Source organism: Corynebacterium sp. 1103A, from assembly GCF_055700955.1.
The window spans coordinates 68,258-86,293 of the sequence record NZ_JASTTF010000010.1 but is presented as its reverse complement, the minus strand read 5'-3'; the positions used below and the strand labels follow the sequence as shown (position 1 = coordinate 86,293).

The 18,036-nt window shown below is 64.8% G+C and carries 17 protein-coding genes and 1 pseudogene; 7 read left to right on the top strand and 11 right to left on the bottom strand.

Translation table 11 applies throughout. The features are described 5' to 3' along the window. Positions 1 to 261: 261 nt before the first annotated feature. Positions 262 to 813, top strand: a pseudogene (locus tag QQS52_RS08395) (transposase); the annotation flags it as partial. 313 nt (positions 814 to 1,126) lie between these two features. On the opposite strand, the gene pstB reads toward QQS52_RS08395, so the two are convergent. From pstB to mshD, 5 genes are all read right to left on the bottom strand, one after another. Continuing rightward, complete coding sequence (gene pstB / locus QQS52_RS08390) at positions 1,127 to 1,900, bottom strand: phosphate ABC transporter ATP-binding protein PstB (RefSeq protein WP_070768606.1); 774 nt, start codon at positions 1,898 to 1,900, stop codon at positions 1,127 to 1,129. Between the two features lie 59 nt (positions 1,901 to 1,959). Next, on the bottom strand, positions 1,960 to 2,874 hold the full coding sequence (gene pstA / locus QQS52_RS08385) for a phosphate ABC transporter permease PstA (RefSeq protein ID WP_472773435.1): 915 nt from the start codon (positions 2,872 to 2,874) through the stop codon (positions 1,960 to 1,962). Between the two features lie 19 nt (positions 2,875 to 2,893). After that, complete coding sequence (gene pstC, locus QQS52_RS08380; RefSeq protein ID WP_472773434.1) at positions 2,894 to 3,970, bottom strand: phosphate ABC transporter permease subunit PstC; 1,077 nt, start codon at positions 3,968 to 3,970, stop codon at positions 2,894 to 2,896. A gap of 166 nt (positions 3,971 to 4,136) precedes the next feature. Continuing rightward, entirely contained in the window at positions 4,137 to 5,225 is a 1,089-nt protein-coding gene (gene pstS / locus QQS52_RS08375; protein WP_472773433.1) for a phosphate ABC transporter substrate-binding protein PstS, read from the bottom strand. 337 nt (positions 5,226 to 5,562) lie between these two features. After that, positions 5,563 to 6,489: a mycothiol synthase gene (mshD, locus tag QQS52_RS08370; RefSeq protein ID WP_472773432.1), complete on the bottom strand. Its 927-nt coding sequence runs from the start codon at positions 6,487 to 6,489 to the stop codon at positions 5,563 to 5,565. Between the two features lie 32 nt (positions 6,490 to 6,521). On the opposite strand from mshD, the gene QQS52_RS08365 reads away from it, so the two are divergent. Continuing rightward, positions 6,522 to 7,340: an LmeA family phospholipid-binding protein gene (locus QQS52_RS08365; protein ID WP_472773431.1), complete on the top strand. Its 819-nt coding sequence runs from the start codon at positions 6,522 to 6,524 to the stop codon at positions 7,338 to 7,340. Between the two features lie 6 nt (positions 7,341 to 7,346). Here QQS52_RS08365 and QQS52_RS08360 read toward each other — a convergent pair whose 3' ends face one another. Beyond that, the gene (locus tag QQS52_RS08360; RefSeq protein WP_472773430.1) at positions 7,347 to 8,390 is read right to left on the bottom strand and encodes a diacylglycerol/lipid kinase family protein; all 1,044 of its coding nucleotides are present in this window, start codon (positions 8,388 to 8,390) and stop codon (positions 7,347 to 7,349) included. A 92-nt stretch (positions 8,391 to 8,482) separates the two neighbouring features. Between QQS52_RS08360 and QQS52_RS08355 the strand changes: the two genes are divergently transcribed. Beyond that, positions 8,483 to 9,211, top strand: coding sequence for a heme-binding beta-barrel domain-containing protein (locus QQS52_RS08355; RefSeq protein ID WP_472773429.1), 729 nt, complete (start codon positions 8,483 to 8,485; stop codon positions 9,209 to 9,211). 9 nt (positions 9,212 to 9,220) lie between these two features. Here the strand turns inward: QQS52_RS08355 and QQS52_RS08350 are convergent, their stop codons facing one another. Beyond that, the gene (locus tag QQS52_RS08350) at positions 9,221 to 10,066 is read right to left on the bottom strand and encodes an aminodeoxychorismate lyase (protein ID WP_472773428.1); all 846 of its coding nucleotides are present in this window, start codon (positions 10,064 to 10,066) and stop codon (positions 9,221 to 9,223) included. A gap of 62 nt (positions 10,067 to 10,128) precedes the next feature. Here QQS52_RS08350 and ygfZ point away from each other — a divergent pair, with 62 nt between their 5' ends. Next, the gene (gene ygfZ / locus QQS52_RS08345) at positions 10,129 to 11,190 is read left to right on the top strand and encodes a CAF17-like 4Fe-4S cluster assembly/insertion protein YgfZ (RefSeq protein WP_472773427.1); all 1,062 of its coding nucleotides are present in this window, start codon (positions 10,129 to 10,131) and stop codon (positions 11,188 to 11,190) included. A gap of 195 nt (positions 11,191 to 11,385) precedes the next feature. Further along, entirely contained in the window at positions 11,386 to 11,595 is a 210-nt protein-coding gene (locus tag QQS52_RS08340; RefSeq protein WP_210400087.1) for a DUF3073 domain-containing protein, read from the top strand. A gap of 72 nt (positions 11,596 to 11,667) precedes the next feature. Here the strand turns inward: QQS52_RS08340 and purM are convergent, their stop codons facing one another. The 3 genes from purM to QQS52_RS08325 all read right to left on the bottom strand — a co-directional run bounded on the left by purM (position 11,668) and on the right by QQS52_RS08325 (position 14,731). Further along, positions 11,668 to 12,729 (bottom strand): phosphoribosylformylglycinamidine cyclo-ligase, encoded by a 1,062-nt coding sequence (gene purM / locus QQS52_RS08335; protein ID WP_472773426.1) that lies wholly within the window; start codon positions 12,727 to 12,729, stop codon positions 11,668 to 11,670. A 28-nt stretch (positions 12,730 to 12,757) separates the two neighbouring features. Beyond that, positions 12,758 to 14,266 carry an amidophosphoribosyltransferase gene (gene purF / locus QQS52_RS08330; protein ID WP_472773425.1) on the bottom strand — a complete coding sequence of 503 codons (1,509 nt, stop codon included), beginning with the start codon at positions 14,264 to 14,266 and terminating at the stop codon, positions 12,758 to 12,760. A gap of 69 nt (positions 14,267 to 14,335) precedes the next feature. Then, positions 14,336 to 14,731 (bottom strand): sterol carrier family protein, encoded by a 396-nt coding sequence (locus QQS52_RS08325; RefSeq protein WP_472773424.1) that lies wholly within the window; start codon positions 14,729 to 14,731, stop codon positions 14,336 to 14,338. A 170-nt stretch (positions 14,732 to 14,901) separates the two neighbouring features. Between QQS52_RS08325 and QQS52_RS08320 the strand changes: the two genes are divergently transcribed. Beyond that, complete coding sequence (locus tag QQS52_RS08320; RefSeq protein ID WP_472773423.1) at positions 14,902 to 15,852, top strand: acyl-CoA thioesterase; 951 nt, start codon at positions 14,902 to 14,904, stop codon at positions 15,850 to 15,852. A 284-nt stretch (positions 15,853 to 16,136) separates the two neighbouring features. Here the strand turns inward: QQS52_RS08320 and trhA are convergent, their stop codons facing one another. Further along, a complete protein-coding gene (trhA, locus tag QQS52_RS08315; RefSeq protein ID WP_472773422.1) occupies positions 16,137 to 16,838 on the bottom strand; it encodes a PAQR family membrane homeostasis protein TrhA in 702 nt (233 codons plus the stop codon). Positions 16,839 to 16,965: 127 nt separating this feature from the next. On the opposite strand from trhA, the gene QQS52_RS08310 reads away from it, so the two are divergent. After that, positions 16,966 to 18,018 (top strand): alpha/beta hydrolase, encoded by a 1,053-nt coding sequence (locus QQS52_RS08310; RefSeq protein ID WP_472773421.1) that lies wholly within the window; start codon positions 16,966 to 16,968, stop codon positions 18,016 to 18,018. Positions 18,019 to 18,036 lie beyond the last annotated feature (18 nt).

Genomic DNA, 18,036 nt, shown 5'->3' with positions numbered 1-18,036 from the left:
GTCGTGCCACAGTTGTCATTCTGGTCCATCTCCTCATGCAGGTTGGGAACCCACACACAAACCATCAGACACTCTCGCGTTACACCACACTAAGGGACGCAACCCCAACTAGCCGTGGCTTACCCCAACCGATTCGCGGACTACTTGTAAACCAAGCCCCCGCACACAAACAATCGGACACTCTCTGGCATGGTGGAAAGATACCTCACTTCCCCAGCTAGATGCTGGTTTCAGCGTGTCCACCACCAAGGGGTCAGGTCCTCTGCCATCCACGCACAGACCGTATCCATTGCTGGCGCAGAATACGCCGAACTAGGCGTAGCAATGTCCGCCAAAGATGCATTGGCCAAATTAGAGCATCGCAAGGAAATCGAAGCGCAGGTACTTAAGCTCATTCAGGATATTCCTCAAACCAAGATTCTTTTATCCATGCCCGGCATCGGCCCGCGTAGTGCGGCGCAGATCCTCATGACTGCTGGCGATATGTCCGACTTCCCCGATGCAGCGCACCTAGCGTCCTACGCAGGCCTATCACCGCGGACGAATCAGTCGGGAACGTCCATTATGTCGAATTCGCCCAACCGGGCTGGCAACAAAAAATTAAAGAACGCCCTATGGCAATCTTCTTTTGCATCGATCAGATTCCACGAGCGCTCCCGGCAATTTTATGAACGAAAACGCAAAGAAGGCAAAAGACACAACGCCGCAGTCGTCGCACTCGCACGCCGACGCCTAAACGTTCTCTTCGCCATGATGCGCAACGGCGAGCACTACCGAGACATCTCTACAGCCCGGGAGGCCGCAGCAGCCTAGAACCAACAGAACCGCACCTCAAGCCGATTGAGCAGCAAGCCCAATCGGCTCCTCAAGATGCCCGAAAACAACATCCACAACGTGAAGCAGAAACCCTTCACACCCCCAACAAGCCCACCCGCGGAGTTGACAACCTATATAGGAACACCCCCCTTTCCTCCCCCATTGCCCGCCGCGCGCCCTGCGCGGCGGGCATTTAAACTACTAATCCCCCGGCGCCAAGGCTCAACCTGGCACCGGGGGGATTAAGTCTTTAACTCAGACAATCAAGTTTTAGCGCAGCGCACGGTTGAGCCGTGCGCGAGGGGACTCCTTAGCCGAAGCGGCCGGAGATGTAGTCTTCGGTTTCCTTCTTTTCCGGGTTCTCGAAGATCTTGGTGGTGTCGTTGAACTCCACCAGGTGGCCCGGCTTGCCGGTGGCCTCCAGGGAGAAGAAGCCGGTCTTATCGGACACGCGGGAAGCCTGCTGCATGTTGTGGGTCACGATGACGATGGTGAATTCCTGCTTCAGCTCGTGAATCAGGTCCTCGACCGCCAGGGTGGAAATCGGATCCAGGGCCGAGCACGGCTCGTCCATGAGCAGCACCTCCGGCTCGACCGCGATGGCGCGGGCGATGCACAGACGCTGCTGCTGACCGCCGGAGAGGCCGCCGCCCGGCTTGTCTAGGCGGTCCTTAACCTCGTCCCACAGGTTGGCGCCGCGCAGGGATTTCTCCGCGACCTCCTTGAGCTTCTTTTTGTTCTTCTCGCCGGACAGCTTCAGGCCGGCGACGACATTGTCCTCGATGGACATGGTCGGGAACGGGTTGGCCTTCTGGAATACCATGCCGATGGTGTTGCGCACCGAGACCGGGTCGACCTTGGAGTCGTAGATATTCTGGCCGTCCAGCAGGATCTCGCCCTTGACGTAGGCGCCCGGGATGACCTCGTGCATGCGGTTGAGGGTACGCAGCACGGTGGACTTACCACAGCCGGACGGGCCGATGAACGCAGTTACCGCCTGGGCCGGGATGTGCATGTTGACGTTCTGCACAGCGTGGAAGTCGCCGTAGTAGATATTGACGTCGTTGAGTTCGAGTTTGGACATCTTGTGCTCCTGAGTATGAGAGTTGTCGGTGAAAGTTCGGGCCGTGAAGGCAGTGCGAGTTACTGCTTGACCGAGAACTTCGCGGAGATGATACGGGCGGCAACGTTGAGCAGCGCAATGAGAAGGACCAGGGTGAAGGCGGCGCCCCACAGCTTGTCGAGGACGGCCTCGGTAACGCCGGCCTTGTACATGTCCAACATCATCAGCGGCAGCGAGGACATGGTGCCACCGGTCGGGTCCCACTTCAGGGCGCTGGTGGAACCGACCAGGATGAGAACCGGAGCGGACTCACCCATGATGCGGGCGATTGCCAGCATGACACCGGTGGCGATACCGGACAGTGCGGTCGGAAGAACGATCTTGGCGATGGTCTTCCACTTCGGCACGCCCAGGGCGTAGGAGGCCTCGCGCAGGTCCATCGGGACCACGCGCAGCATCTCCTCGGTGTTACGGACGACGATCGGAATCATCAACAGCAACAGGGACCACGCCAGGGCCAGACCGGAGCGGTCGAAGCCCATGACGCCGATCCAGGCGGCGTAGACGAACAGGGCGGCAACGATGGACGGGACACCAGACAGGATGTCCACCATGAAGGTGGTGACGCGGCCGAGCCAGCCACCGCGGGAGTACTCGACCAGGTAGATGGCGGTAAACACGCCGATCGGGACGGCGATGATGGTCGCCAGGCCGGCCTGGATGATGGTACCGACGATGGCGTGCAACGCACCGCCGCCGGGCTGGTGGTACATGACGCCCAGCATGTCCTCGGTCCACCACTCCAGGTTCAGAGTGACGGGCAGGCCCTTGGCGATGAGCTCCCAGAGCACCCACACCAGCGGGATGAGAGCGACAATCATGCACAGGTAGATTAGGACGGTCGCCGCGCTGTTGGCGAACTTGCGCTTGCCCGAAATGTCGGTAAAGGCGTTGTGCGTGGTCGAAACGTCAGAAGCAGCTACAGCATTAGACATTGTTTTTATCCTCACTCTTCTACTTCTTGGAGACGATCGCGCGGGCAATGGCGTTGACGATGAACGTCAGCAAGAACAGCACCAGACCGGCGGCGATGTAGGCGCCCGCCTTAATCGGGTTGTTAAACTCCGGTGCCGCGTTCGCAATCGCGGTCGCGAAGGTGGTACCGCCATCGAACAGGGAGAAGCGGAACTCGGACGACGGGCCGACGACCATGTACAGGGCCATCGTCTCACCGAGCGCGCGGCCCAGGCCCAGCATGGCGCCGGAGATGTAGCCCGACAGGCCGAACGGCAGGACGGTCATGCGGACGACTTCCCAGCGCGTAGCACCCAGGGCGAGGGCGGACTCGACCTGCCCCTTCGGGGTCTGGACGAAGACCTCGCGTGCGGTTGCAGCGATAATCGGCAGAATCATCACGGCCAGGACAATGCCACCGGTGAACATGTTGCGGGCGGTTGCGAACGACGGCGAGTTCTCGTAGACGGTGAAGAGAAAGAACCCACCGGCCCAGCTGTGAATCCACTCGTAGAATCCCGAGAGCACCGGGCCCAGGACCAGCCAGCCCCACAGGCCATAAACAATGGACGGGACGGCGGCCAGCATGTCGACCAAGAAGCCCATCGGCTTGACCAGGCGCGCCGGCGCGTAATTGGACAGGAAGATGGCCACGCCCAGTGCCACCGGCATGGCGATGATGAGAGCCAGCACCGACATGGTGACCGTGGCGGCGAACAGGTTCGGGATACCGAAGTACATTTCGTCCACGCTGGACGTGTCCCACGGACCCGTGTAGGTGAAGAAGCCGAGGTAGCCTTCGGCGTTGCGGTTCAGCGCGGGGACGGCACGAATAATCAGGAAGATGCCGATAGCCGCAATGAAAACGGTGATAAGGGTGGCGGATGCCGTGGATAAAATCTCAAAGACGCGATCACCGGGGCGCTTAACGCCGCCGGTCTTCACCCCCTCGGAAGCGCCCTGGGGTTCGTTGTCGGGTTGGCCCGCGGCGGTGGTCGTGGCCACGGAGTGGCCTTCCACGTTGCGGTCGTCGTCGAGCTTCTTGTGCTCACCCGTTGTCGAGTTGTACTCAGCCATGTGGCGGGGATCCTTCAACTTGTAGGGTTTTTACGTGTGTCACATCTTCCCGTTTAACGGGAAGAACCCCCGACGGCGTAGAGAGCGGCCGGCGGGGGAATTCAACCATCCGGAACATCACCGCGCGCTGCGGGCGGGGCGATGCACCAGTCAGTATGAGGATATTTTAGGACGCTTGAATCTCGTCCACAGCCGTCTTCAGGCGGTCCAGGTGAGCACCGGAGACCGGAATGTGACCGGCCTCGGTCAGGCCCTCATCCTGGCGATCCAGAGCGGTCTTCAGGAACTCCTTCAACAGGGCTGCCTCGGACTCGTCGTAACCAGCGGAGCAGACAATCTCGTAGGTGGTCAGAATGAGCGGGTAGGAACCCTCCTCAGAGGAAGAGAACAGGGCCTCGGAGTTAACAACCATGTCGTTACCCTCGGTCTCGAACTCCAGGTTCTCCAGAGCAGTACCGACGGTCTCCTCGGACAGCTCGGTCGGGCCGGCACCAAAGTCAATCTTGGCAACACCCAGACCAGCCTGCTCAGCGTGCGAGTGCTCGACGTAGGTGATGCCGCCGTCAATGCTGGAGACCTGGGTAGCAACACCGGAAGAGCCGTTGGCGCCCTCGCCGACCTCGGTCGGGAAGTTCTTGCCGCCCTCATTGTCCCACTCTTCGGTGGCGTCGTGCAGGAACTTCTGGAAGTTGTCGGAGGTACCGGACTCGTCGGAGCGGTAGACCACGGAGATGCGGGTGTCCGGCAGGTCAACGCCCTCGTTGTCAGCCTGGATGGCCTCGTCGTTCCATTCGGTGATGTCGCCCTTGAAGATCTTGGCAACGTTCTCGGTGGAAAGGTTCAGCTCGTCAACGCCCTCCAGGTTGTAGGCGATAGCAACCGGGCCGATGACGAACGGCAGGTGCCAAGCGTCGTTGCCGTTGCAACGATCCTTAGCAGCGTCGACCTGCTCCTCCTCCAGCGGGGAGTCGGAGCCGGCGAAGGTGACCTGGCCGTCGACGAACTGGGTACGGCCGGAGCCGGAGCCGGTGGCGTTGTACGCAAGGCTAGCGTCGCCGCCAGTAGCTTCCTGGAACTTGGAAGCGAAGTAGTCCATAGCGTTCTGCTGGGAGGATGCGCCTTCACCAGTCAGCTCGCCGGAGACCTCGGTCTCACCCTCGGCGGAGGAATCAGAGTCGTTGCAGGCGACCAGCGCGGTAGAAGACGCCGCGATGATGCCGAAGATTGCAGCGGTGCGCTTGAAATTGCGAATCACGGGAAACCTTTCCTGTGGAGATCAGATTCAACTTGATTGTCCGAGCACCTTTACCCGCGTGCTCTCACCCCATGGGACGGTGGAGCCGGGCTGACCCCCAGCGCGGTGGAACTGGCCTTTAAGCGGTGAACTAGTCCGCAGCACAGTACCTCCGAGCCGCAAAGGCCTGGATACTCACAACACTTAAAGCTATCCAGCCTTGGTTAACCCGAAAGGTGCGTTTCGGTTAACACTGAGTTAACAATCGTCTCCCGGCGAGTGATTCTACTCACCTTCCACGTTTCACTGTGTTCTTCACCTGGCTTATGTTTGGATTTGGTCCGTTTTTGGACTGGCCCTAGCGCTTCTTCACACCGTAGACGCAGTGACGCTCGGCCACCTCAAAGCCCGCTTTGTCGTAGGAGCGCACGGCCGGGGCGTTGTCCGCCTCCACGTACAAAATCACCTTGTCAGCGCCCTTGTCCCGCATGCGCTGCAGGCCCATCGCTAGCAGCGGCCGGGATAGCCCCTTGCCCCGGTAGGAGCTGGCTAGCCCGATGACGTAGACCTCACCGAAGGACTCGTCCTCCTCGGTGGTTGCCGGGGAATGCCATTTGGTCCAGTGGAAGCCGGCCAACGTCGTTTCCGCACCGCGGGTATCCCACAGGAAGAGCACGTCCGCAGGATCGAACCAGGAGTTGTCCTTGCCGCGTTCCAAGCGCTCGGCGTCCCAGCCGCCCTGCTCCGGGTGCCAGCTAAACGCCTCGTTGTTGACCGCCAGCCAGGCACGGTCCACGGCAGCGGCCCCGAAGCGTTCGGCGGCCGCCGGGTAATCCAGGGCCTGAAGGCCCGGCGCGTCGTCGGCAGAAAAGGCCGCGGCGCTGGACAACGGTTCCCCTTGGACGGCCATGACCAAAAGCTCGCGCTCTACCTCCCGGCCCGCGGCGGCCAGGCGCTGGGCCGCCGGCAGGTTGCCGTGCGCCCAGACCGGGCGGTCACCAAGCTCGGCCAGCAGGGCCTTGCCCCCGCCGTGGCCGCGGTAGTCGGGGGCGACGAAGAGCTCGGCGCTGTCGCCGTCGTCAGCCGCCGCCCCGGCTAGGTCCTCGCCCACCCAGAGCAGGGTGTGGGTATGGCCCAGGCGGGCGTCCTCCAGCCCCGCCAGGAACTGCTCGGACAGAGGCGCTACCCCGTCGGCCTGGGCGGCGTCGCGCGCCAGGGCGGCGACGGCGCGGGCCGTGGCGGCATCGTCGGGCAGGTGCGTGGTCTTAGTGTTAGTCACTGTCATGGTTTCCAGGATAGTTTGCAACAATGGAGCATGTGACTGACGTTGTTGTGCCCGCCCGCGCCCGCAAGCCCCTCGCCTGGTTGCTGGGCATCGCCGCGGTGGGCGGAAGCCTATTCGTGATGGACTCCGGCTTCGCCATGCATGCGGAGCACTCCATTTCCCAGCGGGTCAAGGAAGAATCCAAGCTGGAAAACTCCCCCGAGGTCTTCGTCGGGGGCATGCCCTACCTGGGGGCGGCGGTAACCAACGAGATCCCGCTGATCGAGGTCAAGTCCCTCGACGTGGAGGTCCCCCACCTAGGGATGATCAACGCGCAGACCACCCTGCGCGATATCACCGTCGCCGCCGACCAGCTGACCAGCGGCAACTTCGCCGGCGCGTCGGTGTCCACCTTCTCGCGCGCCATCACCTTGGACGGGGTCGCGCTCGGGCGCCTGCTGAGTATCACTGACTTGTCGATTGCCAACCCGGACAACATCTCACCTACGGGCGGCATGGCCTCCGAGGCCGAGCTCAGCGGCACCGTCGCCGGCGCGAAAGAGCCCACCCGGGTGCGCGTGACGCTGCGGCTAGTCGGCGAACGCTTCTACATGCGCCCTGTGGAGATCTTGGAGCTGGCCGAGGGCACGAGCGAGGAAGAGGCCACGAAGGCCTTCGAGTTGGAGCTGGATACCCGGCAGCTGCCCCTGCCCGCCCAGGCCACCGCCGTGCGCCTGCAGGGTGGCGGCATCACTTTCGAGACCCAGCGCCGCAACACCCACCTGCAGCCCGGGCAGCTCGCCCCCATCGAGATCGCCGGAGACTACGACTCCGACGGGCGCGAGGTCAACGACGAGAATTCCGGCGCCTAGCCGCGCCTACTTAATCCGGATCAGATCCCGCAGGATCTCCTTGAGGCTGCGCTTGTGTGGCTCGCCGGCCTCCTGCGGGGCGAATACCTCGAGGGCGTCCGGCACCGACTTGAGCTGTACCCGGGTGTGCGTGCCCTCGGATTCCCCGTCCGCCTGGAAGCGGTGCGGGGTCGGGCAGCTCAGCGTCACCGCGGCGGCGTCGTCGAATTGCAGGGTGCGCGCGTTGGTGACCTTGTTGAGCCAGCGGCGGTGATCCACGCCAATGAGGTGCAGCATGCCGACCAGGCCGGACACGCCCTGTAGGCTGCTCAGGCCGAACAGGCCCAGCCCCTCGTCGAAGGAGTTGCGCGGGTTGGTCACCATGGGCAGCGGGCCCAGAAAAGTCCACGGGTTGGTATTCGAGGCCAGCATCAGGGGCACGTTCTCGTGCTCCCAGCGCTGCCCGTCGCGGCCTTCCGCGACCACGCTGATGCGCGGCGGCCGGCGCAGCGCGCGGGTATAGGCGCGCACCCCGATGGCCAGGTAGCGCAGCGGGGTGGCCGCAAAGCCGCGCTCGCGGGCGCGGTCCACGCGCGCCAAGACGTCGGCGTCCAGACCGAAGCCCGCGTTCACCGCGAACCAGCGCTCGTCCCAGGTGCCCAGGCAGATGGTGCGGGTGCTGTGGCGGTCAAGCAGCCGGGCCAGCACGTGGGTCGCGTCCACGGCTCCGGCGGGAAAGCCCAGCGCGCGCACGAAGACGTTCGCCGAGCCGGTCGGGATGATAGCCAGCATGGGCAGCTCCTCCGGGCGGGGCCGCTGCCCGGAATCGTGCACCTGCCCGAGCAGGCCGTTGACGATCTCGTTGACGGTGCCGTCGCCGCCCATGGCGATGACCGCGTCGAAGTCTGAGCGGCGCATGCCGGCCACCATCTGCTCCGCATGCCCCGGGTACTGGGTCATCCGGGCCTCCATGGACAGCCCGGGCACCGCCCGCAGCGCCGGCACGACCTGCCGCAGCAGGCCGGCGTTCTGGCTCGTGGAATTCGGGTTCAAAATTAATAGGACACGCACATACCACACTCTATAGACCCGGGCCGGGTTTCGCTGGCCCTTCCCCCGCCCAACCACGCAGTGCCGACGCGCAGTTAGCTAGGATCGAGGGCATGACTGAGCGAAACGAACACTCCGAAAACCCCGAGAACACTACCCCGGCGGGCGAGCCGGCCCCGGATACGGCTGCCGATGCCGCCGCGGCGAACACCGGCTCCAATGGCAAGCTCAACGGCAACGCCGCCGTGAACCACGCCGCCGAGGCTTGGAAGGACGCCTCGGCCCGCAACATCCCGGCCCCGGACTTCGCCGAGATCCCCGTCTCGGAGGACACCGCCAACCTGCGCCAGGGCCCGTCCCTGCACGACGGCCTGCTGGCCCTCCTGCCACTGGTGGGCGTGTGGCAGGGCGAGGGCCAGGCACACGGCACTGACGGCAACGAGTACACCTTCGGCCAGCGCCTGATTATCGCCCACGACGGCGAGAACTACCTGTCCTTTAGCTCCCGGACCTGGAAGATCGACTCCGAGGGCAACCCGGGCGAGGCCGACGTGCGTGAGTCCGGCTACTGGCGGATCTCTCCGAAGGACGAGATCGAGATGACCTACACGTCCTCGACCGGAATCGTCGAGATCTTCTATGGCGAGCCCTTCAACGAGCGCGCCTGGCAGCTCGAGTCCGCCTCGACCATGGTCACCGAGACCGGCCCGAAGAACCTGGGCCCGGGCAAGCGCATGTACGGGCTCATGCCCAACAACAACCTGGGCTGGGTCGACGAGCGCCTCGTCGACGGCGAGATGCGCCCGTACATGTCCGCCGAGCTTTCCCGCGTCGCCGGCTAGCTTCTCGCGCTACGCCGCCACCGCGGCGTCGATAAGCGCGCGGATCTCCTTCTCGTTGTCCAGGGCCGCCAGCTTGGTCCCGTTCAGCGAGCGGACGCGCACCCCGGTGCGCACCGAGGAGACCAGCCAAACCGAGTCCGAGCGCTGCAGGTAGCCTAGGTCCATCTCCTTGGCCTTGCAGTTATAACCGCGCTCCTCGGCCAGCGCGAACAGCGCCGCCTGCGTGGTGCCCGGCAGAATCCCCGGGGCCTTGGGTGTGCGCAGCTTCTTCCCGCGCACCGCCACGACCGTCGAGGTCGCCCCCTCCAGCACCAGCCCGCTGTCCGGGTGGGTATAGATGACGTCGTCGTAGCCGTCGTGGCGGGCCTGCCGCAGCGTAGCCAGCGTCGCGGCGTAGTTCAGGGTCTTGGCCAGCACCTTGTCATCGGCCTGCCAGCGCCGCGGGGTGGCCCACACACGCACCCCCTTCGCCCGCTGGGTCAACACGTCCGCGCCGATGGGCTGGACCGCCACCCACGCCGTGGGTACCCCGGTCGAGGCCCGCCCCCGCGAATAGGTCCAGGTGCACTTGGCCTCCTCCGCGTCGAATTCGCTCGCGGCCAGCGCGGTGGCCTCCAGCCACTTGTCCAGGCACGGTTCCGGCAGCCCGAGAGCGTGGGCGGAGCGGGCAAAGCGCTGCGCGTGCCGCTCGACGTTCTTGGCCTCCCCGCCCCTAATGAGCAGGGACTCAAAGACCCCGTCACCCCGGGTGACGGCCGCGTCGTCCCAAAAGACCAGGGGCAGCGTGGGGTTGTGGCGGCGGATCGAACCCCCGAAGGGCTCGACCACGTAGATTACGGGCGCAGGTTGTAGCATGCCCATAATTATGCCCCGTTGGACCTAGCCAAGCAGGCGAATGGCGCGTTACGATGGCAAGTGTGAGTTATTCTTCTGTTCTTCTTCAGCGCCTCGGCGCTGCCGAATTCCAGTCAGAAACAACGCTTGATGCCGTCGGGGTCGCGTGGCATTACGGAAACCCCTTGGGCGAACAGCGCGCCGCCCAGTCCGGCCCCGTCGTCGTAGACCGCAGCCACCGCCGTTTCTTGCAAGTCAGCGGACCGGACTCCGCGGAATTCCTTAACAACCTTCTGTCGCAGAAGCTGGACGATGTCCCGGTGGGCTATAGTGCCACGGCCCTCGATCTAGACATCCAGGGCCACATCCTGCACCAAGCAGACACCACCCGCACGGCCGAGGGCTTTTTCCTTGACCTACCCGCGGGCCAAGCAGACAGCCTACGGGATTTCTTGAGCAAAATGGTCTTTTGGTCGCAGGTAGAAGTCACGGAACCCGACTACGCGCTGCTGACGGTCCTGGGCGACGGCGAAGTCTCCACCCCCTCCTCCACCGTCTTTAGCCGGGACGTCGACTGGCCGGGGATCCGCCGCCGCGACATCGTAGTGCCCCGCGCTGAACTGGCAAACGCCGTCGCGGAGCTGGAAGCGGCCGGGCTGACCCTGGCCGGGCTCATGGCGTATACGGCCGAGCGCATCCGCGCCCGCGAACCGGAGCTGGCCGCAGACTTGGACAACAAGTCCATCCCCCACGAGGTCCCGCAGTGGATCGGCCGCGGTAAGCACGCCGGCGCCGTGCACCTGAACAAGGGCTGCTACCGCGGGCAGGAGACCGTGGCGCGCGTGGAAAACCTCGGCCGCTCACCCCGCCTGCTGGTACTGCTGCACTTGGACGGCTCGGCCCCGCAGCTGCCCGAACCGGGAGCCGACATCACCTTCTCCGGTCGCCGCGTCGGGCGGATGGGCTCTCTCGTCGACGACTGCGACTTCGGCCCCATCGCCTTGGGGTTGGTCAAGCGCTCCGCCCTGGATTCCGGGCAGCTGACCATCGGCCAGGCGGCCGCCAATCTGGATCCGGATTCCATTCCCACCTCCGAGGGGCCGAAGGCCGGGCGCGCGGCCATCAACAAACTGCGGGGCAAGTAGAGCCACCCGTTTACGGGCCTAGTGAGAAAACCCTTTAAGTCTCTCACTAGGCCATTTGCCCTGCCTTAGGGGGTCGTGCGGAATTTTTTTGACGTACAGGCTATTGTGTCTTACAGGAAGATACTCAAATGACAAGCCGATGGGGCCATCCGAAACCCTGGATCGTGCCCTACACACCTCAAGGGGGTCATGCACATGGGACGCGGACGCGCGAAGGCAAAGCAGACCAAAGTTGCACGCCAGTTGAAGTACAATTCTCCGGAGATGGACTTGGATTCGCTCCAGCGCGAGCTAGCCTCCAAGAAGCCGGGCGATGGATGGGGCCGAGAGGATGAAGAAGACGACCGCTACGAAGACCCATACGCCGACTACATCGACGACTGGGACGACGAAGACAAAGGTTAACCCCTAAAAACGCCACTACGCCGCCGGCAACTAGAACTTGGTCACCGGCGGCGTTGGTGTATCTAAGGGCTACTAGAAGTTCGGGTGGTTGCCGCTCACCACGACGCGGGGCGCGCCCTCGGCGGACTTGCGCACCTCGCCCAGCTCCCAGGCGTCCAGGTGGCGGGCGGTGAGCATGGCCAGCGCGCGGTCGCGGTCCTCGGCGGAGACCACCGCCACCATGCCAACACCCATGTTGAAGGTCTTTTCCATCTCGGACAGCTCGACCTTGCCCACCGAGGAGATGGTGCGGAAGATCTGCCCCGGGGTCCAGGTGGAGCGGGCCACGTGCGCGGTCAGCCCCTCCGGTATGACGCGCTCCAGGTTGCCGGCCAGGCCGCCGCCGGTGACGTGGCAGAACGTTGCCACGTGGCACTCCGCGGCCAGCGCAAGGCAGTCCTGGGCGTAGATGCGGGTCGGGATGAGCATCTCCTCACCCAGGGTCCGGCCGAGCTCGTCCATGTAACCGTCCAGCGGCAGTCCGGCCTGCTCGAGCAGGACGTGGCGGGCCAGGGAGTAGCCGTTGGAGTGCAGGCCGGACGAGCCCATGGCGATGAGCACGTCGCCGTCGCGGACCTTGTCCGGGCCCAGCACGCTATCAGCCTCGACCACGCCCACGGCGGTGGCGGAGACGTCGTAATCATCGACCTCCATCACGCCGGGGTGCTCGGCGGTCTCGCCGCCCAGCAGCGCGGCACCCGCCTGCACGCACCCCTCGGCGATGCCGGCCACGATCTCCGCAACCTTTTCCGGAACGACCTTGCCGACGGCGATGTAGTCCTGCAAAAACAGCGGCTCGGCGCCGCAGACCACCAGGTCATCGACGCACATGGCCACCAGGTCAATGCCGATGGTGTCGTGCTTGTCCATCGCCTGGGCCACGGCCAGCTTCGTGCCCACGCCGTCCGAGCCCGCCGCCAGGATGGGCTCCTTGTAGTCGCCGAGCTTGAACAGGCCCGCGAACCCGCCCAGGCCGCCCATGACCTCCGGGCGGGTAGCGCGCTTGGCGTGCGGGGCGAACAGCTCAACAGCGCGATCGCCGGCGGCGATGTCCACGCCGGCGGCGGCGTAAGTGTTGTCAGTCGTATCGGTCATAGCGAAAGTTTCATTCCTTGGGGTCTTTTTAAGAGTTCTGGCTCATTAGCGTACGTACGGCCTCCGCGTTGGGGTTACCGGCCGGCAGGCCCAGCGGGTAGTGGCCGTCGAAGCAGGCGGCGCACAGCTGGCTGCGTGGTTGCTCGGTCGCCGCGATCATCTCATCCACGCTGACAAAGCCCAGGCTGTCGGCGCCGATGGCCTCGCAGATGGTCTGGCAGATGACCTCCGGGTCATCGCTCGACGCGACGTTGGCGATGAGTTCGCCCGGGGAGGCAAAATCGATGCCGTAGAAGCATGGCCACTTCACCGGCGGGGAGGCGATCCGCACGTGGACCTCGGCCGCACCTGCCTCCCGCAGCATGCGAATGAGGGCGCGCTGGGTGTTGCCGCGGACGATGGAGTCATCCACCACCACGAGCTTCTTGCCGGCGATGACCTCCTTGAGCGGGTTGAGCTTGAGCCGGATGCCCAGCTGGCGCAGGGTCTGCGTGGGCTGGATGAAGGTGCGGCCCACGTAGGCGTTTTTCACCAGGCCGTGGGCGAAGGTGATGCCGGATTCGCGGGCGTAGCCGACCGCGGCCGGGTTGCCTGACTCCGGCACCGGGATGACCAGGTCGGCGTCTTCGGCCGGGAACTGGCGGGCCAGGCGGCGGCCGATGTCCACGCGGGTCTCGTTGACCGAGCGCCCGGAGATCTGGGTATCGGGGCGGGCCAGGTAGACGTATTCGAAGACGCAGCCGTGGCGGGTGGGGTCGAGGAATTTCTCGGAACGGATCCCGGTCTCGTCGATGGCGACGAGCTCGCCCGGTTCGATTTCCCGGATGAACTGCGCGCCCACGATGTCGAGCGCGCAGGTCTCGGAGGCGATCACGAAGCCCTGCGGCAGGCGGCCCAGCGCCAGCGGGCGCACGCCGTGCCCGTCGCGGGCAGCGTACAGGGTGTGGCCGTCGGTGAAGGTCAGGCAGAAAGCGCCCTGAACGCGGGGCAGCAGCTGGCGGGCGGATTCAAAGACGGAGGTTTCCTCATTGACGCCGTCGCCCAGCAATATAGACAGGCACATCGAGTCGGAGACCGACTCCTCGTGCGGCTTAATCAGCCCGCGGTCCATGGCCTCTTGGCGCAGGTCCAGGTAGTTGACCAGGTTTCCGTTGTGGCCGAGCGCGATGTCCACCCCGTTGGAGGACGCGCCGAACATCGGCTGCACGTTGGACCATTCCTTGCCACCGGCGGTGGAATAGCGGGTGTGTCCGACGGCCACGTTGCCCTGCAGGGAGCTCAGGATGGACTCGTCGAAGATATTGGCTACCAGCCCCATGTCTTTGAAAACCACCAGGCGGTCATCATCCCCGACCGCCATGCCGGCGGCCTCCTGACCGCGGTGCTGGAGGGCGAAAAGCCCGAAATAGGTAAGCTTGGAAACCTCTTCTCCCGGGGCCCAGACGCCGAAAACGCCGCATTCTTCCCGCGGAGAGGTCTCGCCGTGATCGTCGAGATTAGTGAGGCCAGTTGTCTGAAGTGAGTTGACGGCTTCCACGCCGGTTATCTTAGTCGTTTAGCCAGTCCGGCACTAATACCCGGCCGCCCTCGTGCCCGCTTGCGCGGCTCAGCGGCCCAGCGGGATGATGGGCAGCCACTCCGCGATCTCCGCGGCGCGGGAGCCGGAAGCATCAACCTGTCCTGCGTCGACGGCGGTTTGCCAGCTGGTATGCCCGGTGACCAAACGCAGCCACGTGTGCGGATTCGTCTCCACGACATTGGGTGGGGTGCCGCGGGTGTGGCGCGGCCCCTCAATACACTGGACGGCCACGAACGGGGGTACCCGCAGCTCCACCGAGTGCCCCGGCGCGTCCTGCTCCACCAACCGGGCTGTATTGCGTACCGCCTGCGCCAGCGTGGCCCGGCTCGGCCGCTCCGCGGCGTCCGGACTTTCTTGCTGAATCCACTCTGCCAAAGCCACGACGGCCGCGCGCGCCGCAGCGGGATCTGCCTTCTTTGCCATGCCGCCCAGTCTAGTCCCCGCCACCCCGGCGCTGCCTGCGCGCAACCGTGCGGCAGTCCGCGACGCCACGTGCCCTAATCCTTCCTCCCGCCCTGGTAGCTTTATATATTATGACAACTACTCCGCAGACGCAGGATGCTCTTAAGTCCCCGCAAATCACCCTTCGTTTCATGGCTTCGCCCACTGATGTCCGCATGGCTGGCGCCCAGGGCATCAGCGGCGGCCGCGTTCTGGAATGGATCGACAAGGCCGCCTACGCGTGCGCGGTCCAGTGGTCCGGCCAGTACTGCGTGACCGCTTACGTAGGCCACATTCACTTCACCCGCCCCATCCCCTCGGGCCACATCGTGGAGGTCCGCTCCCGCATTGCGATGACCGGCCGGTCGTCCATGCACATCGTCAACGAGGTACTCTCCGCGGACCCGCGCGACGGCATCTTCACCCGCGCCTGCGACTGCCTGGTCATCTTCGTGGCCAAGGACGCCGAAACCAACAAGTCGACCCCGGTGCCCACGTTCACCCCGGAAAACGACGAGCAGCGCCGCGTCGCCGAGGCCGCCCAGTCTCGTATTGAGCTGCGCAAGGCCATCGAAGAGGAGATGGAACAGCAGACCTACGAAGGCCCGTCCGACGCCCCGCGGCTCATCAACCGCTTTCTGGCCAAGCCGACGGACGTCAACTGGGGCGGCAAGGTCCACGGCGGCACCGCCATGGAGTGGATCGACGAGGCCGGCACCGCCTGCACCATGGAATGGTCCGGTGAGCACACCGTGGCCGTCTACGCCGGCGGCATCCGCTTCTACCGCCCGATTGCCATCGGCGACCTCATCGAGGTCGACGCCCGCATGATGCGCACCGACAACCGTTCGATGCAGATGTCCATCCACGTGCGCGCCGGCAACCCGCGCGGCGGCCGCAACAACCTGGAGACCGCCATCCACGCCACCGTGGCCTACATGGCCATCGACCGCGACTTCCAGCCGCAGGCCGCGCGCCAGTTCACCCCGGTCACCGACGAGGACAAGCGCCTGGCCGAGCACGCCAACATCCTGCGGGAGCTACGCGGTAAGTACTCTCCCAAGCCCCTCATCGTCGCGCCCAACAACCAGCACATCGACTAAGCCCGACCCTGCAATCAGCGCCCAAAACGGCAACGCGCTAGTCGGCGCCTGCCGGCCGGCGCAGCATCCAGTCCCGCGCCAGAAAGTAAATTACGCCGGCCCCACCACGGCCACGACCGCTACCCGGATTACGACGGTTGCCTTTTCCTTTGCTTTCATGCGGTTCACCTTCTCTCATGCCCTAGGCCCGGCCAGTAAATCGTCCGAATTTTCCGTCCCCTGACGGTTCTTCGGCCCCCGGTGGCCCTGTCTTCACTACTTTTACTAGCGCCCTGTCCGGGCTCTTAGCCGGCACCGACGACCACCATCCACACGGCGACCAGGTGGACCGCGGCGGCCGCGATTGTCGCGGAGTGGAAATGTTCGTGGTAGCCGTAGATGCGCGCGTTGCGCCCCGGCCACTTGAGCCCGTAGACCACCGCGCCTAAGGAATAAACCAGGCCGCCGGCAAAGAGCAGCCAGACCACCGCAGGGCCTTCCTGCCGCCACAGGGTCGGGATGATGGGGACTATCAGCCACCCGAGCACCAAGTACACGGCCACGGATAGCCAGCGCGGGTGCTCGATCCAGACCAGGTTGAGTATCACGCCGGCCAGCGCGCCACCCCAGGCCACTCCGAGCAGGATCCACGCGGTCGCACCGTCGAAGGCGATAAGTGATAGCGGCGTATACGTCGCCGCGATGAACACGGCAATGGTCGCGTGATCCGCCCGCCGCCACCACTGCACGGCCCGGAAGCTACCCCAGGGCCAGCGGTGGTAGGTCGCGGAAACCGCGAATAGCCCGACCAGGCATACCCCGTAGACCGTCACGCCCAGGGCCGGTGCCCAGCTCAGCGTCATCCAGGAGTAGGTAATGAGCACGGTGGCGGCGACGAGGGCGGCCAGCATGGCGAAGACGTGTCCCCACCCGCGGGTAAGCGGGCGCGGGCCGCGGTCGACCACTAGCCTAGTCCGTTCGACTATGCCGTCCTGTACCGGCGCCATTGTTCCTCCTCGCAGGTCTCCACTAGCGGAGTAACCGCTGCTTCTAGCCGTAGTATAACCTACGGTTGCGTAACCCACGGCTGTGAAAATCCTTCGAACTCGTTGCTATATGCGTTATAGTCGAACGGTGTTTAAATCTGTCTCTCTTCACCGCCCCCGCGTACTAGCCGCCGCCTTCGCCGCGGTCGCCGCCCTCGGGTTCGGCCTCGCCAGCCCTGCCGCCCCGTCCGCTCAGGCCCAATCGAGCCTCATCGACGGCTCCCTCCAGCTACCCGGCAACCAGAGCAAGCAGCCCTGGTTGGGCAACCAGCCGATGATCGTGAACAAGCGACACGTCAACGGCAACTTCTGGAAGGTGGACGTCTGGTCCCCGGCCAACCGCGCCGTTATCACCAATAACGTGCTGCTACCCGGCGGCGATCAGCCGCGCGGATCCTTCTACCTGCTGCCCGGCATCCAGGGCGGCGAGCAGGGCATGAACTGGATGAGCCACACCGACGTCGGCCCGTGGTTCGCCGGCAAGAACGTCAACGTTGTCATGCCCATCGGCGGCGCTTATTCCCTCTACACCGACTGGAATACCTCGGATCCGATCCTGGGCGTTAACAAGTGGAACACCTACATGACCCACGAACTCCCGCCGCTCATCGACGCCGAATTTCACGGCAACGGCCGCGACGCTATCGCGGGCCTGTCCTCCACCGGCGCCGCCGCCCTCGACATCGCCGGCCACGCCCCGCAGCGCTTCCGCGCCGCCGCCTCCTACTCCGGTTGCCCGGTCCGCTCCGGTGCCCTGGGATGGCCGGTCTCCAGCATCATGATGGCCGCCGGCGGCGGCTCTTCCGTCAACGCCTGGGGCCTGCCCGGCTCCCCGGCCTGGGCCGACCACGATCCCAACGCCCAGCCGCACCGACTGCGCGACGTCAAGGTCTTCGTTGCTTCCGCCTCCGGCACCCCCGGCCCCATCGACGGCAACTACGGCCCCGCCCAACACCTGGGCCCGTCCGCAACCGAGAAGGTTGCCAACGAGTGCACCAACATCTACACCCGCACCGCCCGCGCGGCCGGCGTCGACGTCAACCGTTACTACACCAACACCGGCTCCCACTCCTTCCCGCTGTTCTCCCACCAACTCAAGGTCAGCTGGGCACAAACCATCCAGCCGACCATCGGCGGCTAAACCGGCCGCTACAGGCGG